This window comes from Bradyrhizobium sp. USDA 4503, from assembly GCF_054055815.1.
This window is the reverse complement of record NZ_JBSRXS010000001.1, coordinates 144,260-166,757: the sequence shown is the minus strand read 5'-3', so window position 1 is coordinate 166,757 and position 22,498 is coordinate 144,260. Positions and strand designations below refer to the sequence as shown.

Annotated in this window: 18 protein-coding genes and 1 pseudogene; 7 read left to right on the top strand and 12 right to left on the bottom strand. The window is 65.1% G+C overall.

Annotated features, from left to right (window positions below; all coding sequences use genetic code 11):
- Window positions 1-34 precede the first annotated feature (34 nt).
- From ccmI to ACVMIH_RS00780, 4 genes and pseudogenes are all read right to left on the bottom strand, one after another.
- A complete protein-coding gene (ccmI, locus tag ACVMIH_RS00795; protein WP_456860387.1) occupies window positions 35-1,156 on the bottom strand; it encodes a c-type cytochrome biogenesis protein CcmI in 1,122 nt (373 codons plus the stop codon).
- A 362-nt stretch (window positions 1,157-1,518) separates the two neighbouring features.
- Window positions 1,519-2,914 (bottom strand): annotated as a pseudogene (locus tag ACVMIH_RS00790) (hypothetical protein).
- A 357-nt stretch (window positions 2,915-3,271) separates the two neighbouring features.
- Window positions 3,272-4,648, bottom strand: coding sequence for a sensor histidine kinase (locus ACVMIH_RS00785; RefSeq protein WP_141340776.1), 1,377 nt, complete (start codon window positions 4,646-4,648; stop codon window positions 3,272-3,274).
- Window positions 4,649-4,940: 292 nt separating this feature from the next.
- Window positions 4,941-5,603: a response regulator transcription factor gene (locus tag ACVMIH_RS00780; RefSeq protein WP_016841655.1), complete on the bottom strand. Its 663-nt coding sequence runs from the start codon at window positions 5,601-5,603 to the stop codon at window positions 4,941-4,943.
- Between the two features lie 172 nt (window positions 5,604-5,775).
- Between ACVMIH_RS00780 and ACVMIH_RS00775 the strand changes: the two genes are divergently transcribed.
- On the top strand, window positions 5,776-6,375 hold the full coding sequence (locus tag ACVMIH_RS00775) for a VanZ family protein (RefSeq protein WP_456860385.1): 600 nt from the start codon (window positions 5,776-5,778) through the stop codon (window positions 6,373-6,375).
- An 18-nt stretch (window positions 6,376-6,393) separates the two neighbouring features.
- On the opposite strand, the gene ACVMIH_RS00770 is transcribed toward ACVMIH_RS00775, so the two are convergent.
- Both ACVMIH_RS00770 and ACVMIH_RS00765 read right to left on the bottom strand, forming a co-directional pair.
- On the bottom strand, window positions 6,394-6,627 hold the full coding sequence (locus tag ACVMIH_RS00770; protein ID WP_456860383.1) for a hypothetical protein: 234 nt from the start codon (window positions 6,625-6,627) through the stop codon (window positions 6,394-6,396).
- On the bottom strand, window positions 6,624-7,781 hold the full coding sequence (locus ACVMIH_RS00765) for a hypothetical protein (RefSeq protein WP_456860381.1): 1,158 nt from the start codon (window positions 7,779-7,781) through the stop codon (window positions 6,624-6,626). Before ACVMIH_RS00765 ends, ACVMIH_RS00770 begins: the two co-directional genes overlap by 4 nt.
- Before the next feature lie 126 nt (window positions 7,782-7,907).
- Here ACVMIH_RS00765 and ACVMIH_RS00760 point away from each other — a divergent pair, with 126 nt between their 5' ends.
- On the top strand, window positions 7,908-9,485 hold the full coding sequence (locus ACVMIH_RS00760) for a hypothetical protein (protein WP_456860379.1): 1,578 nt from the start codon (window positions 7,908-7,910) through the stop codon (window positions 9,483-9,485).
- A gap of 36 nt (window positions 9,486-9,521) precedes the next feature.
- Window positions 9,522-10,508, top strand: coding sequence for a UbiA family prenyltransferase (locus ACVMIH_RS00755; protein WP_456860377.1), 987 nt, complete (start codon window positions 9,522-9,524; stop codon window positions 10,506-10,508).
- Between the two features lie 100 nt (window positions 10,509-10,608).
- Here the strand turns inward: ACVMIH_RS00755 and galE are convergent, their stop codons facing one another.
- The 5 genes from galE to ACVMIH_RS00730 all read right to left on the bottom strand — a co-directional run bounded on the left by galE (window position 10,609) and on the right by ACVMIH_RS00730 (window position 14,919).
- Window positions 10,609-11,604 (bottom strand): UDP-glucose 4-epimerase GalE, encoded by a 996-nt coding sequence (gene galE, locus ACVMIH_RS00750; protein ID WP_456860375.1) that lies wholly within the window; start codon window positions 11,602-11,604, stop codon window positions 10,609-10,611.
- A 139-nt stretch (window positions 11,605-11,743) separates the two neighbouring features.
- The gene (locus ACVMIH_RS00745; RefSeq protein WP_143271190.1) at window positions 11,744-12,001 is read right to left on the bottom strand and encodes a hypothetical protein; all 258 of its coding nucleotides are present in this window, start codon (window positions 11,999-12,001) and stop codon (window positions 11,744-11,746) included.
- Between the two features lie 155 nt (window positions 12,002-12,156).
- On the bottom strand, window positions 12,157-12,786 hold the full coding sequence (locus tag ACVMIH_RS00740; protein ID WP_057020242.1) for a transglutaminase-like cysteine peptidase: 630 nt from the start codon (window positions 12,784-12,786) through the stop codon (window positions 12,157-12,159).
- A 219-nt stretch (window positions 12,787-13,005) separates the two neighbouring features.
- Window positions 13,006-13,668, bottom strand: a complete 663-nt coding sequence (locus ACVMIH_RS00735) for a ParA family protein (protein WP_028345280.1) — start codon at window positions 13,666-13,668, stop codon at window positions 13,006-13,008.
- 15 nt (window positions 13,669-13,683) lie between these two features.
- Complete coding sequence (locus ACVMIH_RS00730; protein ID WP_456860373.1) at window positions 13,684-14,919, bottom strand: glycosyltransferase family 4 protein; 1,236 nt, start codon at window positions 14,917-14,919, stop codon at window positions 13,684-13,686.
- A gap of 194 nt (window positions 14,920-15,113) precedes the next feature.
- Between ACVMIH_RS00730 and ACVMIH_RS00725 the strand changes: the two genes are divergently transcribed.
- Genes ACVMIH_RS00725 through ACVMIH_RS00715 form a run of 3 tightly spaced genes read left to right on the top strand, consistent with a single transcriptional unit; the run spans window position 15,114 to window position 18,622 of the window.
- Window positions 15,114-16,040, top strand: a complete 927-nt coding sequence (locus ACVMIH_RS00725; protein ID WP_229158222.1) for a hypothetical protein — start codon at window positions 15,114-15,116, stop codon at window positions 16,038-16,040.
- A gap of 25 nt (window positions 16,041-16,065) precedes the next feature.
- A complete protein-coding gene (locus ACVMIH_RS00720; RefSeq protein WP_456860371.1) occupies window positions 16,066-16,899 on the top strand; it encodes a tetratricopeptide repeat protein in 834 nt (277 codons plus the stop codon).
- Window positions 16,793-18,622, top strand: coding sequence for a glycosyltransferase family 2 protein (locus ACVMIH_RS00715; protein WP_456866350.1), 1,830 nt, complete (start codon window positions 16,793-16,795; stop codon window positions 18,620-18,622). Before ACVMIH_RS00720 ends, ACVMIH_RS00715 begins: the two co-directional genes overlap by 107 nt.
- On the opposite strand, the gene ACVMIH_RS00710 is transcribed toward ACVMIH_RS00715, so the two are convergent.
- Entirely contained in the window at window positions 18,563-21,139 is a 2,577-nt protein-coding gene (locus ACVMIH_RS00710) for a glycosyltransferase family 2 protein (protein ID WP_456860369.1), read from the bottom strand. The two genes, ACVMIH_RS00715 and ACVMIH_RS00710, sit on opposite strands and share 60 nt — an antisense overlap.
- Here ACVMIH_RS00710 and ACVMIH_RS00705 point away from each other — a divergent pair.
- A complete protein-coding gene (locus ACVMIH_RS00705) occupies window positions 21,138-22,445 on the top strand; it encodes a UDP-glucose dehydrogenase family protein (RefSeq protein ID WP_456860367.1) in 1,308 nt (435 codons plus the stop codon). The genes ACVMIH_RS00710 and ACVMIH_RS00705 overlap by 2 nt on opposite strands.
- The last annotated feature ends 53 nt before the right edge of the window (window positions 22,446-22,498 follow it).

Below are 22,498 nucleotides of genomic sequence, written 5' to 3'. Positions count from 1 at the left end.
CCGAAAACCGCCGCGCACTTTTCGGCGTCATGCTCTATCCATCCAGCCCGAGATTCTTCAGCCCCTCATTGAGCTGACGCAACCGGTCCGCATCGTTGGCGACCGCCTGACGGGCATCCGCGAGCGCGCTCATCGCCTTGTCGCGCTCGCCCATCACGAGATAGGCGCGGACCAGCCGCAGCCAGCCCTCGACGTCGTCGCCATTGGTCTTCAGCCGCGTCGCCAGCCGATCGACCATGCCTTTGATCATGGTGCCGCGATCGGCCTCGCTCATGTCCCTGGCCGCAGCCACCGCACTGTCCGGCAGCGCCGGTGCGCTCACGCCACCGGGCACGCTGCCGCCAACCCGCACGAGCGCGGCCTGCACCAGCGGCCGCCACGGCGCGTCGGCCGGCGCCTTCGCCAGCATCTTCTGCCAGAGCGCCGCGGCATCGGCCTTGCGCCCGTCCTGCTCGGCGGCAAGGCCGAGGAAATAGTTCGCCTTGGCATCGTCGCCATTCAGGGCGACCGCGCGCTCGAACTCCGCCTTGGCGTCCGCGGTGACGACGCCGCCGGCAGTCCCCATCAGCGCCTCGCCGAGATCAGCGCGGCGATCGGCGCTGTCGCCGGCATAGGTGATGGCGTTGCGATAGGCGCGGACGGCGTCATCGTAGCGGCCGAGGCGCGACAGCACCGGCGCCAGCACCGTCCAGCCGCGGCCGTCGGTCGGGTTCTTTTCAAGGTGCGTCTCGACCTGCGCGACCAGATTGGCGAGCGGCTGGTTGGCGTCGGCCACCCGGCCGCGCTCGGCGAGCGGAAAGTCGCCAAGCCGCGGCGAGCCGAGCGCGAGATAGAAGCTCGAGGCAATCACCGGCAATCCGACCAGGCCGACGATCGCGGCAGTGCGCCGCAGATTGAGGTTGCCTTGCACCGGGGTCTCACGTCCGCCCTGATCGGCGGCGGCCAGCAGCCGGCGGCTGATCTCGACCCGTGCGGCATCGGCCTCGGCGGCACCGATGATGCCGGCGGCCATGTCGCGGTCGATTTCGGCGAGCTGGTCGCGGTAGACCACGACCTCGCTGCCGCCGGTATCCGCGCGCCCGCGGCGGCTGAGCGGCCACAGCACGGCAAAGATCGCCGCGACCGTCATCAGCGCGAACACAAACCACAGCGTCATCAAGCGGTTCCCGGATGGAACGGCGGCTTCCGGCAAGCCGCCTTAGAATCGCTTTACACTACCGGCGGCGAGCCCGGCAATTGACAATTGCTGGATCGGCGGAAGGTCGAAATCAGGCGGTTTCCGGTGCCGTTCCGGCGGTATTGCGCCGGCGTCTCCGGGCGAAGGCGCGCACGACCAAAATATCGAAAACAACCCCATGCAAAGTAGCAGGCGGTCGCCGGTGCTCGATTGACGGTTGACACGTCGGGCAACTCAGTGCCACACTTCCATTATTCCGAAATAGCGCAAATGCCTATCATCCCGCCGTGGCGGGGCTCGTCGGCTTACCGTCGAACATGCTCGCGAATTGCGCGGTCTCGCTACCCCGCGCGCGACGACTTGCGCTCGCCGGTCACGGCGTTTTCGGCGGCCCGGTTCATCAGGGAGGCGTAGTCGTGGCCGAACAGCACCTCGCAGAAGCGGATCGCGGCCTTGACCTGCTGCTGGCGGAACGCCCGGACCCGGGCGTCGCCGCCGCGCAGCGACTGCACCAGCCCTTCGGTCGACTGCTCGACATAATGTTGCAGGTCGGAGAAAGTCCGCAGCGTCACCTCGTTGATGGCGAGCTCGCTGGCATAGGTGCGGCACACCGCGACGAAATCGATCAGCGCGGCGGCATCCTCGACCTCGGTCGCATCGATCTTGGCCCCTGCCGTAATGTCCTTGTCGGCGCGCTGGCGCAGGATGCGGCGGACCCGGCCCGGCACGCTGTCGATCTCCGATTGCAGCGCGTTGGAAGTATCGGCGCGGACCGAGGTGAGCTGGCGGCCCCAGGTGGAATCGTTGCGCAGATCGAGCTCGGTGCGCAGGCCGCGGACGCCGTCATGCAGGGTCTTGAGCTGCTCGCCGACATAATCGAAATGCCCGCGCCTGATGTCGGTGCGCAGGCAGGCCGCGACGAACGACAAATCATGCAGCGCGATGGTGACCGCGATGCCGTAAGGCGTCGCCGCAACCCGCAGTTCGTCGTCGGAGGCCGCCATCTTGATGGCGAGACGGATGATCTGCCATGGCGCGGCGAGCCGCTGCGCAATCAACGACAGCGCAAACGGCAGCAGTTGCGGCGTCTGCAACGACGGCAGCTTGAGCGCCTCCATCGCGGAGGCGATCTGGGAATCGGCAAATACCCGGATCTGGCTCGGCAGCCGGCTTCCCAGGGTTTCCAGCGCTTCGCGGGCCTGCAGAACGAGGCCGATCGGCAGCAGGTCCTCGACCACGTTTGGCGGGCCGACCCGCGACAGCGCGCGCTGGCGGTCGTCCTGGCTCGGCGCCGCGATCTTGAGGATGGCGTCCGCGGCGGCAAGCTGGAACTTGCGCGCGGCGGCCTCCATCGGACCGCTCTCCGTGGCCGCGGCCAACGCCGCCTCGAACGCGCGAGCCGCTTCGGGCGCGCCCTCGCGGGCCAGCCATTGCCAGATCGGCAGCAGCGAGGCGCGCCGGATCTGGCCCGCTCGCGTCGGGAAATTGGTCTCGGCGAGGAACGGCTCGAGCGGCCGGAACAGGAGCCGCGCCGGGTCGTCGCTGCGCGGCTGGATCTGCTCGTCCTCCTCAGCCCCCGCGCACGATCTTGCGCAGCTGCTCGAGGACCAGATTGGCGACGGCGACGTCATCGCCGCGTTCGACGGCGCGCTCCAGCTCACGCATCAGCAGCGCCTGCGATTGCGGCGGAAGCTGCGCGAGATAATCCCTCAGCCGCTCGGTCGATTTCTGGCTCATGCCCGGTCGTGAAAGCTTGGTGCCCGGCAAGCGCCGCAGCCCGTCCGCCCGCAATGATAACGGCGGGCGCGTTAAGAAGCCGTTTAGGAAGAATAGCGGCGCCGAGCCTCCCAAGGCCGACTAGAGCGAGATGGGTTTAGATCGGATGGCGACCGCGGCGGCGCTGCGCTCCCTCGCCCCGTTCTTACGGGGAGAGGGTTGGGGTGAGGGGCCGCCTCCGCGTATCGGGTGATAGCTGCGTTTACGGAGACTCCCCCTCACCCGGAACGCATCTAACGATGCGTTCCGACCTCTCCCCGCGCGCGGGGCGAGGTGAAGCGGAATCTGCCGCTCGATTCAGAGTAAAGTCATCTTGCACTACACCGCCGGCAGCGTGAGCTCGGCGCGCAGGCCGCCGATCGGCGCGTTGTTCAGGGTGAGATTGCCGCCATAGAGGCCGGCGAGATCGGTCACGATCGACAGGCCGAGCCCGGAGCCGGGTTTCGACTCGTCGAGCCGCTGGCCGCGCCGCGACACCTGGGCACGCTCGGCTTCCGACAGGCCGCGCCCGTCGTCGTCGACCACAATGCGCAGCCTCGGCCCGGCGCCCGAGGCCTCGGGCGGAACCACGGTCACCTCGACGAACACCTGCGAATCCGCCCATTTGCAGGCGTTGTCGACGAGATTGCCGACCATCTCCTCGAGGTCCTGCCGCTCGCCGCGAAACCGTGCCGCCGGATCGGCCTTCGCCTCGATCGAAAGGTCGCGATCGCGATGGATCTTCTCCATGGTCCGGCGCAGCGCCTCGATCACAGGTGCGACGTCGGTGATGGTGCTGACGATGGTGGCACGGGCCGCGATCCGCGCGCGCTCCAGATGGTGCGCGACCTGATCCCGCATCAGATCGGCCTGCTCCAGCACCTTGCTGGCGAAAGGATCGGCGGTATGGGCGGCCGCCTCGTTCACGATCACCGAAAGCGGCGTCTTGATCGCATGGGCGAGATTGCCGACATGGGTGCGCGAGCGCTCAACGATCTCCCGGTTGGCATCGATCAGCGCATTGGTCTCGCGCGCCAGCGGTGCGATCTCGACCGGAAACCGGCCTTCCAGCCGCTCGGCGCGGCCGGAGCGGATGTCGGCGATCGCATCCGAGATTCGCTTGAGCGGCGCGAGACCGTAGCGCACCTGGAAGATCGTGGTCAGCAGCAGCACGATGCCGAGCGCGGCGAAGGTGCCGCCGAGATAATAGTCGAAGCTGCGCGTCTCATCGAAGATCTCGGTAGCATCGCCGGCGACGCTGACCAGGAACTTGCCGTCGGCGCCGAGATCGACCGGCCGCTCCACCACGCGCAGGCTCTGGCCTTCGGGCCCGTCGACATAGCCGAGCCGGACCCCGGCAGCGGTCAGCTCGGCGCCGTGCTCCTCGAGCTTGGGCAATTTCTTGTCCCACAGCGAGCGCGAGGCGCGGGTCTCGCCCTTTTCGGTATCGGTCCGGGTGATCTGCCAGTACCAGCCCGACAATGGCAGGTCGAACAGCGGCTCGCCCAGCGACTGGAACTGGCGGTCCGCCGGCTCGTCCGGCGTCGCCACCTCGGCGATCAGGGTGCGCAGATAGAGATTGAGCCGGCGGTCGAAGGCGCGCTCGGTCGCGTCGCGATAGACCGACGACAGGATGACGCCCGTGATCGCCAGGATCACCACCACCCAGGCGGTCGCCGAGACGAACAGGCGTGTCGCGAGCGAGCTGCCGCCCATCAGGGCACGAGCTCGAACATCGCGTCAGCGGGCCGCGACAAGGCGAGTTCAGACATGGCGAATCCAGTCCTCCTGGCGCGGATCATGCCAATGCCCGCATCGCGATCAAGCACCTTAAGAGCATGATCCGATTGAATAGGACATGCTCTTATCCCATTGTTTGGTCCGCGCTTTCTTCACGCGAACGAACCGGCATCCACTTCGCTCGAAAATGCTTCAAGAGCATGATCTCCGCGCAAACGCTTCGCGTTTGTCGCAGGGAAAACCGCTGCGCACTTTTCCGGATCATGCTCTAGGTCGGCGGCGAAAGCATGTAGCCGAGGCCGCGCACGGTCTGGATGATATCGACTTCCAGCTTCTTGCGAATGCGCCCGACGAACACCTCGATCGTGTTGGAGTCGCGGTCGAAGTCCTGGTCGTAGAGATGCTCGACCAGTTCGGTGCGCGAGACCACCCGCCCGGTGTGGTGCATCAGATAGTCGAGCAGATTGTACTCGTGCGAGGTCAGCTTGATCGGATTGCCGTTGACGGTGACCCGCTTGGTCCGGGTGTTCAGCGCCACCGGCCCGCAGTTCAGTTCGACCTGGGCATGCCCGGTCGCGCGGCGCAGCAGCGCGCGGATCCGCGCCAGCACCTCCTCGAGGTGGAAGGGCTTGGCGACATAGTCGTCGGCGCCGGCGTCGAAGCCCTGAACCTTGTCGCTCCAGCGATCTCGTGCGGTGAGGATCAGCACCGGCATCACCCGCTTGTTCCGCCGCCAGGCCTCGAGCACCGAGATACCGTCCATTTTCGGCAGGCCGATATCCAGCACCACCGCGTCGTACGGCTCGCTATCACCAAGGAAATGCCCCTCCTCGCCGTCGAACGCGCGATCGACCACATAGCCGGCGTCCGTCAGCGCGGTGGTGAGCTGGCGGTTTAGATCCGGATCATCCTCAACGACGAGCAGACGCACTTTGGCCTCCGAGAGTGAGCATTACGACATTCCGGCACCAAATGAGGCTTCCCGCCGTGAACGGCTTATGAATGGACCCGCAAGGCGCCGCTAATTTTTTCGTCAGGTGCACCATCCGGGGAACCCGCGCAAGCACCCCTGGTTCCCTCCATGAGATGCGCGCGAAGTGAGATTGGGTTTCAGTTTAGGGTATTATAATACCATAAACTTGAAAGCAATTGTTGCTGGCAACCTTCCGGCGGACCGGAGCGCGGACAACATGTCGGGTCATTTGCAGCCGACCGGCAAGTTAACCTTCGACGACCATTTTCATGTCGCTGACACCGGCGATGCGCTAATTCAACGGCGGCGCGCCCAGCGCATATGGACCGGGAAGAACGCGTTGCTTGTTTCAAAGATACGGAGGTTCGGCGTGATTGCAGGCTGGCTTGCGCTTGCGCTCATCGCCTTCGTGACACTGTCCCCGATCCAGGACCGTCCCTCGCTATTCCATCCGCAGATCGAGCATTTCGCGGCGTTCGCCGTGATGGCGCTGGCCTTCGTGCTGGGCTACCCGCGGCGCACCGCGCTGATCGTGCTCCTTGTCATCTTCAGCGCGTTCACGCTCGAAGCAATGCAATTCCTGACACCGGATCGTCACGGCCGCCTGATCGATGCGATCGTCAAGGTGGCGGGGGGTCTCGCCGGCATCGGCGTCGGTCGCTTCATGCTGCTCGTGCTGCGTAACCAACTCGGCCGGCTGAGGTCGGGCGTGGAGCAGTCCGCGAACTGAGCGGCCGGCGCATTGCGCTCAATCGCGCTTCGGCGCTTCCGCCGACTTCGTGTCGTCTTGCGCCATGCATTGCTGAAAGAAATGCAGCCGATCGCCATTCATCGGCACGGCCCCCGGTCGCTTGTAGGGGTAGAACATGTAGGCCGCGCGCAGGCAGCGCTTTGCGGTCTCGGCATCGGGTGCGGCGACGGCGGCACGCGATGCCAGCAGGAGCGCCAGCACGACGCTGAGCCGGACGGACACCCCGCTCACGGTTTCTCGCATTCCGAGTAGAACACACCATTTGCGGCCGCCAGCCGCTGCAGGCAATGCCGCTTGTCGGTGACCGCGCCCTCGACCGTGAAATCGTAGGCCTGCGCCTTCAGGATCAGCGCGTAGCGTCCCGGCGGCAGCGGCGCGTCGTCGCGCGGCAGGATCTCGAACATCTGCGGATCGTCCTTGAGCGGCGCCGCGCGGAACGGGATCGAGATGTTGCGGATCACCCAGCTGTCGTCGCCCGGCGAGACCACCGGCTTGCCGGTCGCGTCGAACGTGGTCTGCTGGCTCACATGCGCGATCAGACGCACATCGATCGGGTCGGAGGCGCCGCCAGCACCCTCGCGCCGGAACACGATGAAGCGGAGATGTCCGTCAGGCAGCGTGGTCTCGCTCGGCCTGGTGATCGCCGCCGAGATCGCCACCCGCGGATCCGGCGCACGCCCCTGGATCAGTTGCAGCTCGTAAAGCTTGCGGCCGCTCTCGGCGTAGACGCCGTAGGCGGTCGGCAATGGCCGTCTCGGCACCGGCGGCTCGGCCGCAGCGGCCGGCGCCGGGACGGCCGCGACCACCGCCGGCCTTTGGGCTTCGGGCGGCGCCGATGCCAGCGTGCCGGCAATCATCGCGCGGGCCGCAGCCAATGACACGCCGCGTTGCTGCAGCAGGACAACGGCCGCGATCAGCCCGAAGAACGCCAGCATGACAACGTAACGCAGCGGCGCCGACGACGACCATCGCGGACCACGCGTCACCGCGGCAGGCTCGACGCGGTCGAGGGTCGTGACAAAGGCCGCCTCGGCATCGATCCGGGGCGGTGCCTCGATCCGCCGCGCAGCGCCCGCCGCCTCGAGGAATGCGGGCAGCGCCCGCGCCGGCGGCACCTCGAATTTCTCGATCACATTGCTCTTGGTGTGCGCTTCGACGCCTTCGATCGCCACTTCCAGCGCCTGCATCAGACGCTGCTTTTCCGCCGGATCCTCGTGCGCGAGCTGCTGCAGCTTCTGCCGCGCGAGCTCGTAGACCGCGCTGCGCAGCTGCTGCGGGTCGGCGCTCACGGAATCGATGGTTCGTGCCAGCACCAGCGCGAACTCCACCTCGGGGTGCGCAGGACCGATGTCCCTGACCGTTCTCTGGGCCGGCGTCGGCGTCATAAATGTTAGTCTGGTTTGCCCATAATGTTACAACATTCTATGTGGATTTTACTGTTAACACAAACCACCAGGCCGGCAGATGACGCCCCGGTTTGACCGTCCCGATCCGAGCAGCAGCAGGATTCATTGACCCGTTCTCTGCCCATCCTGGACCAGTGGTTGTTCGCGCCCAAGCGGGACCGCCGATCCTGGCCGGACGTCCTGCTCCTCGCGGGATGGGTCGCGCTGGTCGGCTTCCAGATCGGCCGTCACGTGATGTGGCGCGACGAGGTCCGGGCGCTCACCATTGCCCTGAACGGCGACGATCCGGTCGCCATGCTGAGAGGGTTGCATGGCGAGGGCCACCCCGCCCTCTGGTACCTCCTGTTGCGCGGCGTGCATGCCGTATTCGATCGGGTCGAGGTGCTGCCCGCCGTCGCCTTCGTGGTCGGGCTCATCACGGTCGCACTGCTGATCTTCCGGTCACCATTCCCGCGGCCGTTGGTCCTGCTGCTGATCACGGGCCATGCGCTGTTGTTTGAATATGTCGTGATGGCGAGGAATTACGGCATCTCGGCCCTGTTCCTGTTCGCGATCGCGGCCTGCTATCGGGCCCACCGCGACCGTGGTCTGCTGCTCGGCGCGCTGCTGTTCCTGCTCGCCAACACCAACGTCGTCGGCGCGATCATGGCCGGCGCATTCCTGCTGTTCTGGCTGCTCGACCTGCTCGAGACCCGAGGGAGCCGTGACTGGCGCTGGTCGCCGCAACTCAACAATTTCGCGATCAATGCAACGATCGCGACGATTGGCGTCGTGATCTGCGCGGTGACGATGCTGCCGACCTACAATGACGCCGCGGCCCGGGACTGGTCGCACGAGTCACCGCTGGCGGCGGCAATCCTGTCCCTGGTGAACCCTGGCGCGACGTCGCTGGGCGCGCTGTTTGCCAATCTGCTGCCTTCGATCGCGGGATCGGTGCTGCTGTTCGGCGCGACGCTCGAGCTGCTGCCGCGGCGACCGGCGTTTCTCGCCGCCATCGCCGCCCTGTTGCTGACGTCGTTGTTCTTCGCCGTCGCCGCCAACGGCGCCTACCGACATGCCGCGGTCTGGCTGAGCTTCCTGATCGCGCTTTACTGGATCGGCTGGAGCAGGGTCACCGCACCATCCGGCTCTCGGGCGTGGCTCGACCGGCGCTTGCCGACGATCGGACGCGGGTCGCTGCTGCTGGTGCTGGCGATCCAGACCGCCGCCGGCATCAACGATTTGCGCAACGCGGTGACCGGCGTGGTCGCGAGCCGCAGCGCCGATCTCGGCCGCCTGATCGCCTCGCGCGCCGATCTCACCAATGCAGTGATCCTCGGCGAGCCGGAATGGCTGGTCGAGGCGCTGCCCTACTACGTCAAGAACCGGACCTATCTCGCGCGCGACCACAAATTCGGCAGCGTCGTGATCTTCTCGCGCAAGGGCAAGATGGACAGCGATCTCGGCGAGACCCTGCGCCTTGGCCGCGAGCTTCGCGACACGACCCGCGCGCCCGTCATCATCCTGCTGGCCTACCGGCTCGACGAGATCACGCCCGACCGGAACTACGACGAAGGCAAGGACTGGCGGACGTTCCGTGCCTCAGCGGCGCAGATCTGCGATTTCCGCGAAGCGACCACGATGCTCCGCCGCTTCGGCCCCGCCAAGACCGACGAGAGTTTCGACGTCTACCTCCTCAACTAGGCGATCGATCAACGACGACAGAAAAAGGACCGCGCGATGGCGCTGATGGACAGCAAGGTCGAAGCCGGCAAGCCGCCGGCCGCAAGCATCCGGCAGTATCTCGCCATCCTGCGGCTCGATCACAGCACCAAGCACATCTTCATCGTTCCCGGGATTGTCCTCGCCTGGCTGTTGCGCGGCCCGAGAGGCGAGCATATCGCAAGCGCGATCGTCCTCGGCCTCGTGGCCGCGATCTGCATCGCGTCGGCCAATTATGTGATCAATGAATGGTTCGACCGCGACTTCGACCGGCATCACCCGACCAAGTCGCAGCGCTCCGCGGTGCAGAGCGCGATGGACGGCAAGATCATCGGGCTAGAGTGGCTGCTGCTGGTCGCGCTCGGCCTCGTCTGCGCATCTGCGAGCAGCCGCCTGATGCTGTTCGCAACCGGCATCTTCGCCTTGCAGGGCATCGTCTACAATGTGCCGCCGCTCCGGAGCAAGGACAAGGCCTATTTCGACGTTATCTCGGAATCCGTCAACAATCCGCTGCGGCTGTTGATCGGCTGGGCGATGATCAACCCGACCTCGCTGCCGCCGGGCTCGGTGATCCTGTGCTACTGGTTTGGCGGCGCGTTCCTGATGGCGGCCAAGCGGCTATCCGAATATCGCGAGATTGCCGCGTCCCATGGCAAGGAGCTTCTGGCACGCTACCGCGCGAGCTTCGCGCACTATACCGAGGTGTCGCTGACGGCCTCGTGCCTCAGCTATTCGCTGTTCTCGGTGTTCTTCCTCTCGGTGTTCCTGGTGAAGTACCGTATCGAGTATGTCCTTGCGATGCCGCTGGTGGTGATGCTGTTCACCACCTACTTCTCGATGTCGACGTCGCCGGGCTCGTCGGCGCAGAAGCCCGAGAAGCTCTATGGCGAGCGCGGCCTGATGCTGCTCGTGCTGGCGCTGGTCGCCGTCTTCCTGGTGGCAAGCCTTGTCGACATGCCGTTCCTCTCGCGGCTGGCCGAACAGCACTACATCACATTGAACTGAGCCTCTCGCGGCTTGATCGTTATTTGAGCATGATCTCCGCGCAAACGCGTTCCGCGTTTGTCGCGAGGGAAAACCGCTTCGCACTTTTCCGGATCATGCTCTACCGCCGGCGCGGATGCGCCTTCTGATGCCAGGCCCAGGCCGAGCGAATGATGTAGCCGAGATCGGACCGGCTGGCCTTGAAGCCGAGGCCGCGCTCCGACCTGGAGGGATCGGCCACCAGGATCGGCGGATCGCCGGCCCGGCGCTCGCGCACCACGCTCGGCACCGCTTCACCGGTCTCGGCCCGGATCGCGTCGAGCACCTGGCGCACCGAATAGCCGGTGCCGGTGCCGAGATTGAACACGCCGCCGGCGTCGCCACTCAGCAGCAGCTCGAGCGCCGCGATATGGGCGCTCGCGAGGTCATCGACATGGATGTAGTCGCGCACCGCGGTGCCGTCAGGCGTGTCATAGTCTTCGCCGAAGATGGCAAAGTCCGGCACGTGCCCCAGCAGCGCCATCAGCGCGCGCGGAATCAGATGCGTCTCGGGATCGCGGAGTTCGCCGATGGTGACGGAGGCGTCGGCGCCGCAGGCATTGAAATAGCGCAGACAGACCGAGTTGAACCGATAGGCCGCGCGGTAGTCGGCCAGGATCTGCTCGATCATGAATTTGGAGCGGCCGTAGGGATTGACGGTCGGACCTGCGGCACTCTCGGGAATTGGATCGCGGCCGGCGTTGCCATAGACCGCGCCGGTGCTGGAGAACACCAGGCGGTCGCAACCCGCCTCCCGCATGCCGCGCAGCAGGCCGAGCGTGCCGGCAACGTTATTGGTGAAGTATTTCTGCGGATCCGCCACGGACTCGCCGACCGCACTGAACGCGGCGAAATGCATCACGGCGAGCGCATTGTGCTCTCGGATGGTAGCGGCGATCTTGTCGTGGTCGGCGACGTCGCCGATCACGAGCGGCCCCCATCGCACGAAATCACGGTGACCGGTGGACAAATTGTCGTAGACGACCGGCAGAAATCCGGCCTCGGCAACCGCCTTGGCGCAATGGGATCCGATGTATCCCGCGCCACCCGTGATCAGGATTGAACCCCTGCTCGCCATCTGAAAATTTCGCCCTGCGCGAACCAATCCCGCGCCTCAACCGGCGCAGTGATCGCATCGGTACGACATTCCGTCCGAGGCGGCAAAATGACGATGGGAATAGCGTTAAGACTGAACGGATTTGCAGCCGAAGCGACGGTCAGCGCGACCCCAGCGGCACGTTGGTCCGTTGACCGACCGGCGGCCCGTGCCGCGACGCTCTGCCATAGGGGTAAGCCGGTGTTGCCGGCGGGACCGGCTGGGTCGCCTGCGGCCGCGATGTCGGAACACCACCGCCTGGTCCATCGATCGAATAGCGCGTTGTGCCCTGCGTGGTCTGCCCGGTGCCCTGTGCAAGCACCGGCGTGGCTAGGGCGACGACCAGCGCCGCTGTTGTGACAAGGCCGGCCAGCTTCATGTCGATGCCTCGACGGGTTGAACCGGGGTCAACCGTCGATGCCTCCAATCGTTCCGGATGAGATCACAGCGACCCTGCGGTCATCCCTCATATGAAAATGGCGCGGCGAAATGTCTCGCCGCGCCATTTTCGATCGATGGGGCTCGTTCAGGAATTCAGGCGCCGGCCTGCGCGACGCCAGCCCAGTGGTCGGGGTTCGCCGGGGTCTGCATCCTGACCCAACGATAACGCGCCTGCGACCAGCTGCGGATCTGCGCATTCAGATTGTCGAGCACGATGTCTCCACCCTTGGCGCGGACCACCAGCACGAGATGATGCTCGCCGGAGGAGGTCACAACCTCGCTCAGCAGAAGGTCGCGCATCGGCCAGCCGCGCGCCAGCAGCTCGTGGCGCTTGCTGACCGCGTAGTCGTTGCAATCGCCGCGCGCCGGATTGATCACCCATTCCTCGCCGGCAAGGCCGCGTTCGTTGCGCTGTGGCACGATGCTGCGATTGACCGAAGCGTTGACCTCGATCAGGTCGGCGATGCGCTGCTTGGTCAGGCGTGTGGCGCCGCCGCGGAACACCATCCGGACGCGGGCTTTCGGCTTGCACTCGTCGGCATAGCGCATGCAGAACATGGTGTAGGCCATCGGAGCCAGCGTCGGCTCGCTGAAGCGGATCTTCTCGATCACGCCACGCAGCGGCAGCGGGAAGCCGACCATTCCAGCCTGGGTGTTCTGTGCGCTTGTCCCGAGCGCAAGGACGGCCAGAACCAGGGCCATCACTCTCTTGACGTTGTACATTCTTCACTCCCCACAGTGACGGGAAGCATGTACGGGAAATGTCTTGAGCTTGGGCTCAAGCGCGCGGCGGCATTTGTTTCAAATGCGAGGGTGCGCGCGAGCAATCCGTTAATCAAGCCTGCGGGGCGCCGCCGTCAGGTCAAGGGCCGGTTGCGGCCCGAACTCTTTCGTTCCCATGCCGGCATGGTTGGCCTGTCGTGAAGCCGCCGGCGCGCTCTGTTAAATCGCCACCCGCTGCCTGGGCGCGATCCCGCACCAGCTCATCACGAGATCGGCGAGCATCTTGATCTCGAGATCCGCGGGCGTCCCGCCGGCGAAATCGGCGACCGATTGCCCCAAGGCGACGGCGCGCACATAGGCCGAGCGGCTGCCGATCATCGGCCCGATCTCCTCGTCGAGCGTATCGAGCTCCTCGATCAGCTGCTGGCCTTCGAGCGTGCGCTGGTCGACGCGGTTCGGCACGATCATGGCACGGAGCGCCGTTCGCCGCGTGGCGCGCACTTCCCGCACGATGTCGAGCGTCCGCGCGGTGGCCTCGATGTCAAGGCCGGACGGCGTGCACGGCATCAGCACGATATTGGCGACCGCGAGCACCGCGCCCAGCACCCGATCGTTCGGCGCGGAGTCCACCACGATGATCTGATGCGGAATCTGGCGCATCAGCTTGGCCCATTCGGCGACCGGCCGGGTTTCCGGATCAAGCTGGTAGACGGGGAACGACAGATTGCCGGGCTCGGCCCAGTGACACGCGGACGCCTGCGAGTCGGCGTCGACCAGTCCGACCACGCCCGTGCGCCGATCCAGTTCTGCGGCGAGCAAGACCGCAAGGGTCGTCTTTCCGACTCCGCCCTTGCGCTGGGCAACCGAGATGACAAGCGGCATCGCAAACTCCTGGCGTTATCCCCCGTACGTGCGCGGGAGGACACCTTCATCAACGAGCGTCAGCATCCGGGGCAGACAGACCCGCCTTGCGTCGTAATTGTCCCGCACGAAGCTGCGCGCCTTCATCCGCATCTTCTTGAAGGCCTTGGGCCGTGACAGCACCGACAGTACCTGATCCGACAGCGCATCAATATCAAAAAACGGCACCAGCAGGCCGTTGCCGTCCGAGATGATATCGCGAAGCGGGGCGGTGTCGGATGCCACCACCGCACATCCCGCGCTCATGGCCTCCAGCAGCGACCACGACAGCACGAAGGGATAGGTCAGATAGACGTGCACCGAGGAAATCTGCAGCAGCTCGAGATACGGTTCCCGAGGAATCCGGCCGAGGAAATGCACCCGGCGCAGGTCGATGTCCGACTTGATTTCGTCGAGGAACATCGACTTCCAGCTCGAGCCCTTGGGTGGATTCGCCCCGTAGGATGTCCCGCTGCCGCCGACGATCACGACCTGCGCATTCGGCCGCGCGGCGAGTATCCTCGGCAGGGACCGCATGAAGATATGGAATCCGCGCACCGGCTCGAGGTTGCGCGAGACGTAGGTGATCACTTCGTCGTCCGCCGACAGCGTCGCACCGTTCGGAAGCTGAAACCGCGCGACGGGATTGGGCTTCACCTCGTCGGTGTCGACGCCCTCGTGGATCACCTCGATCTTGCTCTGAAACTCGGCGGGAAAGGTCGACCTCTGCCAGGGCGTCGGCGAGACGCCCGTATCGCATTCCGTGAGCGCCAGCAGCGTGGTCGCATTCTTCAGATGGAGTGCGACGTTGCCATCAAGGCCCGTCATGGGAAACTCGGGATCGAAGCCGACGTCCCTGCCCTCGGCACCGTAGTAGAATTCGCAATAGAGGATGATCCGCGCGCGCGGAAACATCGTGCGCAGCGGCAGCGTCTCGCCCCAACCGGGATGCGCGAAGATCAGGTCGGGCACGAAGCCTTGCCCCGACAGCGACGACAGCGCGTACAGAACCTCTTCGGCACGCCGCGATTCGACATCGAAGCGCCGGGCAAACGGATGGACGACCGCGGAATCCGTCTTGGTCGTCGAATATTTGAGCAGCCGGATATCCGGCGTCGTGCTCGCGGTCGATGAACCGACAGCAACGACCCTGTTGCCGGGCTGCTCTGCGAGCGCGCGCGCAATGTGGCGGTACTGGGCCGGAAAGTTATTGTGGACGAACAGGACGTTCATTGGCGGGCGAGCGCGCCCCCCGGCCGCGCGGTCTTCGATTGGGGTCAGGGTCTGCATCATCACCGGCGGTATGTCATCGATTGGCGAGTAAAACTATCTTACCGGATTAACATTAAGCCCCCTTCTATCACACAGATTTTTGGGGCACACTGCAGGAGACTTACCAATCCATTCCGTTAGGCTCGCAGGCGACAATGAACGAACAGATTCAGCAGAAAACCATTGATCTGGCACGGGGTCTCTTCCTGGTTCGATACAATGGCGCAGATGATAAGGTGTCACCTCCGGTGGTGCGCGTATACGCGGATCGCGCCAGTCTTAACAATTGTAATATCATTACCGGACCGGACGTGGTCAATGGAACCCTGTTCGCGCCCGAGACCGCGCTGGTCGTGTCGGTCGCCCGGCCGAGCCGCCTGATCGTCGAGGTCACGGCAGGGCGCGTCGGCGGGTCGACCGCCGCCAATATCAAGATCGAGCCGCTGACCCAGGGACAGGCGGCTGAGCAGCAGCCGGCCAGCCAGCCATTCGACATGTTCGAGCCGGAGGCCGGCCCCGGCGAGTTGAGCGACCTCAAGCTGCTCGCGCATGTCGCGGGCCTGGGCGACGTGACCGTCGGCTCGAATGTCTGGATTGCCGGACCGTCCGCGCCGGCCCGGATCGAGGGAATTTCCCTCGAATGGCCCAACAAGCCGCGGGATCTCCAGCTGCAATATGCCGTCAAGTTCGCCAGGCCGCAGCGCGGCGACAACCAGTTCGTTCCTCTCGGAACTTTTGCCGGAACCCGGGGACGCGCATTGGCCATCACGGGGTTCTCGCTGGAGGCCACGGGTCCCGGCGCGGATCGCTTCTCCATCGCGGCTGAAACCATCTTCCTGGGGGCTCCGACCCTGCGGGTCACCGGGAACCGGATTGTGGTGTCGGGTCCCTCAGGACGGGAACCGCTGGTGGGCCTCAAGCTCAACCTCGAGGAGCGCCGGGTGCAGGCAGCCCCTCTCGCGCCCCAGCAGCCGAGGCGCGTCGAACCCGCCACTCCGATGCCGCACCAGGACGGACCCCGCCTCGAGGGACGGGTGCGCGTGTTCCGGAGCCGGCAGGGCGCCGTCAAGACGGCAGGCTGACCATGCGGACAGATAAGGGCGCCATTTGACCGCCGCCGCGCGCAGGATCGCCTTTACGTCCAAAACGCTCCACCACGTCGATCTCGAGCGGGCCGCTGTCGGGGCGCTCGAGGCGCGTGATTTCCGCCTGGCGTTCGCGCTCGCCGACCGCCGCTGCCGGATCCTGCCGCATCCGGGCGCTCGCGCCCATCTGCTGCGCGCGGAAGCGCTGTTTCATCTTGATCTCAGGGATGCGGCCATCGCCAGCGTGGCGAGGGCGCTCGAGCTCGAGCCGGACGATCTGGTCGCTGCCCGGCGAATGATGGCTTGGGGCGACGACCTTCAGCAGATCGAGGCGGCGCGAAGCGTCACGCGGCGTGATGACGATCCGGATTCGGTCAGGGCCGCCCTGCTGCTACTCGAACAGAGCGGCCAGGACGGCTGCGCCCGCATCGACTTTCTCGATGAAGAGGTGAAGGGATGGGTCACGTGGCGCGGGCCGGACGACCCGCACCTTTCGCTGGCGCAGGCGGATCAATCCAGCACGATCCAGCTTCCCGCCGATCCACGCCACAGATTCGCGCGTGACGGGCGACAGGCTGCGAGCTTCCGTCTGATCCGGCCCGCATCCGCGACCTCGCAGCGCCTGCAGATCACGCAGGCGGACCGGGTGATCGCGAGTGTTCAACTCCCGGCCAACCGCGTTCCGGATCACCGGGCCGCACCACGCCGGCCCGGCTCGCCTTCGAAACGGCGAACCTCCCCCGCTCACCATCATCATCCCGGTATACCGGGATCTGGCCGCAACACGAGCCTGCATCGACAGCGCGTTGAATGCGCTCGCCTGCACGCCGGGCTCGACCATCGTCGTCGTGGATGATGCGTCGCCCGAGCCCGACATCAAGCGCCTGCTCAACGAGCTCGCCGCCGAATTCCGCATCCGTCTCCTGACCAACGAGCACAATCTCGGCTTTGTCGGCGCGGTCAACCGGGCGCTCGGCGAGACCGGCGCCGGCGACGTCGTGCTGCTGAACTCGGACACGATCGTGCCGAAATACGCGCTGCAACGCCTGCGCAGCGCCGTGCAAGCGACGCCGCGGGTAGGCACGGCGACCCCGCTGTCGAACAACGGCGAATACACCAGCTTTCCAATCCCGAACCGGTCAAATCCCCTGCCCGCGGTCGGCGAAATCGAATTGCTGGATGAACTTGCAGGCAGGGCAAATTCCGGGATTGCGATCGACATCCCCAACGGTATCGGGTTCTGCCTCTACATTACCCGCGAATGCCTCGACGCCGTGTGCGAGCTCTCCGACGACTTCTATCGCGGCTATCTCGAAGACGTCGACTTCTGCCTGCGCGCAGCGGAGGCCGGCTTGCGCAACGTGTGCATTCCTTCGGTTTTCGTCGGGCACGAGGGCTCGCGCTCGTTTCTGGGCGAGAAGCGTTCGCTCGTGATGCGAAATCTTCGCGTTCTCGAACACCGTTACCGGCGCTATGCGACGGACTGCGCCGCATTCCTGCTTGCCGATCCACTCCGCGATTGCCGCGCCGCGCTTGAGCTCAAGCTGCTCACGAACCAGCAGGTCGCCGCCGGCCCATCCGTCATCCTCTGCGGCTCGTTCGCCGGCCGCGCAATTGCCATCAGGCGCTGCCGGCAGTTGGCGGCAGAGGATCAGCACGGTGTGGTCGTGCAGATCCGCTCCGAGGGACAACGCCAGCTGGCTGCGATGTTCGATCCGGATGGCGGAGCGCCGCAGTCGATCGTACTCGACGTTGCGACGCCTGAGGGCCGCGAAGCTCTTCTGAAGTCTCTCGCCGATCTCGGAATCCGATCGCTCGAGATCGCAGAGCCGAACCGCATTCCCGGCGCATGTCTGGCGCAGCTCACTCAACACTTTGCCTACGACCTCCTGATCACCGACACCGCGCTTGCAACGCGCGCGGCGGTTGGATCAGGCGTTCATCCGGACTGGGCAAGCCTGGTCGCCGGGGCGCGGCGCGTGACTGCGATCGATGACCACGGCGCGGCCTTTTCGGAAGGGGTTCTCGGCCTGCAAGCCGTGAGGCTGAGCGACCCGCCCGCGCCGCCGGCGCTGTATCCCGCCGTGAGCGGCCCCGCGCGTCTCGGCCTGCTGGTCCTGCACGCCAACGCCGCGGAATTTCGCTTCATACGAGCGTTGAGCGATCAACTGGCCGACGCCGACGAAGACGTCGAGATCATCGTGCTGGGAAGTACCCTCGACGATCTCAAGCTGATGCAGCGCACGAATGTCATCGTCACCGGCGATATTGTCGTCGACGACGTCGCCACGCTCATCGAAGGTCACGGCATCACGAAATTGGTTCTCGACATCGGCAAACCGGCGTTTGGCCATCCGTTGGTGGACGCGCTGCTGGCAACCGGCCTGCCGATCGCCGCGACGGAATGGAGCCCGACGCCTCCGGGGCGCGGCCGAAGCACGGACCTGCAGCTGCAGCCAGGCTTTGATGCCGATGCAACGATTGCTGCCGTACGCGACTGGGCGGTCGATGACGTCCTGCTACAGCCCGATCGGAGGAGCCGTCGACACCGGCGGCAGGTTGGCACGCGGCTTCCATGATCGCGGCGGCCATGCAAGCGAGGAGAACGGCGTCGAATCCAGCCCCAGCAGTGGGCTGTAATAGGGATCGTCGAGCAGCACCTCGCCCCATTTCGCGCGCAGGATCGACAGCTCGCGCCTGAAGCGTGCCCTGCGATCCGGCGCGGAATCGCGACCGCGGCTTGCCGATTCCAGATGAACGAGTTTCGCGTCCGGCGTGAACACGATCCGCTTTCCGAGCTGGCGCAGCTTCAGGCACAAATCGATATCGTTGAAGCTGATCGGAAAGCGGATCTCGTCCATGCCGCCGACGGCCACGAAATCGCGCTTGCGCATCAGGAGGCACGCCCCCGTCACCGCCGAACATTCGTGCGCCACCTGAAGCAAATCGCCATAGCCGGGATCACCATCCATCCGGTCGTTGAAGGCGTGCGCGGCCGAGAAATTGGCTCCCAGCACCACTCCGCCGTGCTGCACGACGCTGCTCGGCCAGAGCAGCTTTGCACCGACGGCTCCGACGTCGGGAGCCGCGAGCCGCCACAGCATCTCCGCCAACCAACTGTCGTCGAGCGCCTCGACGTCATTGTTGAGAAAGCAGATGTTCTCCGTGTCGACGCAAGCGACGGCGGCGTTGTTGATGAATGCGAAGTTGAAGGGCCCCTCGACCGAGATGACGTCGATTTCCTGCGCCGACAGGCTGTCCAGATAGTCCAGCGTTTCCGGCTCGGTCGAGCTGTTGTCGACGACAAGGATCCGGGCGTTCGTCTCATTTGCCGCCGGCATGACCGTCTCGATGCATCGCTTGAGCAGTTCGGCGCGATTTCTGGTCGGGATGATGATGGTGGTGCGCTCGCTCCAATCGACGGCGCGCTTGACCTGAACGGCCGGAAGAAGACCCGCTTTCCGAGGCTCGACATTGGCCTCGATGCCGGCTCTGGCAAAATACGCCTTGCTCGCGGCGACCAGTTCGGAGGTTGCGGCCGATGCATCAATCCGCGGCAATGCCGCAACCGATCCCGGAAGATGATAGGTTCGATCCGGCTCCGCGCAGCAAAGGAAGATGTCGTAGAGCGACGTCGCCGATAGCAGCGCTTCCACGGCAGGCTCCCGACGCACCGCAAAACAATACGCCCCATAGCCCTGCTCGAGCGCGCGTTCGAGATCGAATGCGGAGAACGCCAGCGGCCAGACAGCCCCGGCGCCTGCAGCAACTTCGACGTCGCCATAGACCATATCGCAGCCGGGTTCGGACGCGAAGAGATCGGCGAAGCGCTGCAAGGCGTCTTCCGCGAGGATCGTTCCGCTCAGACAAAACACAAAGAACGCACTGCCAGCGGCATCGCCGTCGACAAACTCGCGCGCTGCCATCGGATCGAATTGACTGAACGCTCGCGCCGGCAGGGACACCGCCGACCAGGCGGAGTGCCGTTGGGCTTCGAGGCTTTCGATGCTCTCGTCCACCCTGACATCGCCGATCAGGACGACTGCCGCCTCGGATACAACGTCAGACTGTTCAGATTGTGTCGTCGGCGAGAAGCGCTCTTTCCAGCCGCGATAGGCGTGAAACGGCATCGAGGCCGGCAACACTCGGTCGAACAGCTCTCCACGAAGCCGCTCGCTATCCCAGCGCCCGAGATCCGCGAGCGTTTGCTCCAATCCGCGATCGAAAGCGACGAAGGAAATCGGCTCCGAGATCAGGCTCCGTCCCGAAATCGTCCGCGCGGATAGTCCGCGCATGCGACCGTCCGCAAAATGCTCGGGCAGATGAAAATCGATCCGGCGGCCGACGCCGAACTCGCCGCCCCGCGCAACGTTGGTCCACCCGGTCGGCTTCACGGTCATCACCGGGCGTTGCGCGATCAGGATTTCGATGTCCTCGTCGATGTCCTGAGCAAGCCAGCCTTCGAAGCGCAGACCTCCGACCCACTCGATATCGCCGATCCGGTGCCATCGCGCTTCCGGCGCAGCGACATCGCAGCGAATCGGAGCACCGACGGGAGTGCCGATATTTGCCAGCCTTGCCTCAATGATCCCGGCGTTCGCGCTGACCTGATCCTGCACGTTGAACGTAAAGCCAAATCGAGCGTCGCCGATCCCGGCGTCGGCAAGCTCTGTTACGAACTCGTCACACAATGATGACATGTATGGCTCGCCGTCGACGAGCAGGTCGACAGTGTAACGCCGGCCGAGATCGGCGCGATCATAGACAAACCCGGAAAACGTCGTGCGATCGGATCTGGAGAACCGCGTTTGCAACGACGCGTATTCAGCTCCTGAGAGCTTCTGCTTGCTAATCGTCTTCATGCTCATGTCCACCCTCAAACGGCAGCTCGAATGTCGGTCGATTTCAAGTTGAGAATGTGTCCATGGTGCGCCCGAGGTGACTAGCGGGCGCTCAGCTGCACTGGGGCGATCACCGTTTGCACAAAAAGCCGCCGACCTCCAACACAAACTATGCGTTATAAAACTTGGCGTTGTCGGCGCCAATTGTGCTAGTGCTAACTCCTCCTCTCCACACTGATCGACGAGCGGATTCATGAAGATTGCAATGGTTGGAACGGGATATGTAGGTCTCGTGTCCGGAGCGTGTTTTGCCGATTTCGGCCACCAGGTCGTTTGCGTCGACAAGGACGCCGGCAAGATCGAAGCCCTGAAGCACGGCAAGATCCCGATCTACGAAACTGACCTCGATAAGCTCGTCGACACCAACGCCGCAGCCGGACGGCTGACCTTCACGACGGAGCTCGCGGGCGCCGTCGCGGACGCCGATGCCGTGTTCATCGCGGTCGGAACGCCCTCGCGGCGCGGCGACGGCCATGCGGACCTGAGCTACGTCTATGCTGCTGCCAAGGAGATCGGCGCGGCGCTCAAGAAGTTCACCGTGGTGGTGACCAAGTCGACCGTACCCGTGGGCACCGGCGACGAGGTTGAACGCCTGATCCGCGAAACCAATCCGGACGCCGATTTCGCCGTTGCGTCGAACCCCGAATTCCTGCGCGAAGGCGCCGCAATCCAGGATTTTCGCCATCCCGACCGCATCGTCGTCGGCACCGAGGACGACCGGGCCAAGAGGGTGATGGGCGAAGTCTATCGTCCGCTCTATCTGAACCAGGCGCCGATCCTCTATACCGCGCGACGCACGGCGGAATTGATCAAATACGCCGCGAATGCCTTCCTTGCCACCAAGATCACCTTCATCAACGAGATCGCCGATCTCTCCGAGAGGGTCGGGGCGAACGTGCAGGAGGTCGCGCGCGGCATCGGGCTCGACAACCGGATCGGAACCAAGTTCCTGCATGCCGGCGCCGGCTATGGCGGCTCCTGCTTCCCGAAGGACACCCGTGCGCTGTTCAAGACCGCGCTCGACCACGACGTCCAGCTGAAAATCGTCGAGGCCACGCTGACCGCGAACGACAACCGCAAGCGCGCGATGGCGCGCAAGGTCGCCAACGTGCTCGGCGGCGAGCTGCGCGGCAAGACCATCGGCGTGCTCGGCCTGACCTTCAAGCCCGATACGGACGACATGCGCGAGGCGCCCTCGATCCCGCTGATCAACGGCCTGATCGACTTCGGCGCCAAGGTTCGAGCCTACGATCCCATCGGCATGGAGCAGGCGCGCAAGGAATTGCCGGAGATCGAGTACAGCAAGGATGCCTATGAATGCGCGCGCCAGGCCGATGCGCTGGTGATCGTGACCGAGTGGCGCCAGTTCCGCGCGCTCGATCTCAAGCGCATCAAGCAGGAGATGAAGCATCCGGTCGTCGTCGACCTGCGCAACATCTACCGTCCGGACGAGATGGCCGCGCACGGCTTCACCTACGACAGCATCGGTCGGCCGCGCTGAGCGCTCGCGCCTGGCAACGATAGCCGCCGGCCGGTTCAATCCTGGAGCCTTGG

What these genes read in the sequence shown, in the direction of transcription:
- ccmI (WP_456860387.1), bottom strand. Translation starts at nt 1,156, where the DNA reads ATGACGCTGTGGTTTGTGTTCGCGCTGATGACGGTCGCGGCGATCTTT.
- ACVMIH_RS00785 (WP_141340776.1), bottom strand. Translation starts at nt 4,648, where the DNA reads ATGGGCGGCAGCTCGCTCGCGACACGCCTGTTCGTCTCGGCGACCGCC.
- ACVMIH_RS00765 (WP_456860381.1), bottom strand. Translation starts at nt 7,781, where the DNA reads ATGACGCCGACGCCGGCCCAGAGAACGGTCAGGGACATCGGTCCTGCG.
- ACVMIH_RS00755 (WP_456860377.1), top strand. Translation starts at nt 9,522, where the DNA reads ATGGCGCTGATGGACAGCAAGGTCGAAGCCGGCAAGCCGCCGGCCGCA.
- galE (WP_456860375.1), bottom strand. Translation starts at nt 11,604, where the DNA reads ATGGCGAGCAGGGGTTCAATCCTGATCACGGGTGGCGCGGGATACATC.
- ACVMIH_RS00745 (WP_143271190.1), bottom strand. Translation starts at nt 12,001, where the DNA reads ATGAAGCTGGCCGGCCTTGTCACAACAGCGGCGCTGGTCGTCGCCCTA.
- ACVMIH_RS00740 (WP_057020242.1), bottom strand. Translation starts at nt 12,786, where the DNA reads ATGTACAACGTCAAGAGAGTGATGGCCCTGGTTCTGGCCGTCCTTGCG.
- ACVMIH_RS00735 (WP_028345280.1), bottom strand. Translation starts at nt 13,668, where the DNA reads ATGCCGCTTGTCATCTCGGTTGCCCAGCGCAAGGGCGGAGTCGGAAAG.
- ACVMIH_RS00730 (WP_456860373.1), bottom strand. Translation starts at nt 14,919, where the DNA reads ATGAACGTCCTGTTCGTCCACAATAACTTTCCGGCCCAGTACCGCCAC.
- ACVMIH_RS00725 (WP_229158222.1), top strand. Translation starts at nt 15,114, where the DNA reads ATGAACGAACAGATTCAGCAGAAAACCATTGATCTGGCACGGGGTCTC.
- ACVMIH_RS00705 (WP_456860367.1), top strand. Translation starts at nt 21,138, where the DNA reads ATGAAGATTGCAATGGTTGGAACGGGATATGTAGGTCTCGTGTCCGGA.
- ACVMIH_RS00710 (WP_456860369.1), bottom strand. Translation starts at nt 21,139, where the DNA reads ATGAATCCGCTCGTCGATCAGTGTGGAGAGGAGGAGTTAGCACTAGCA.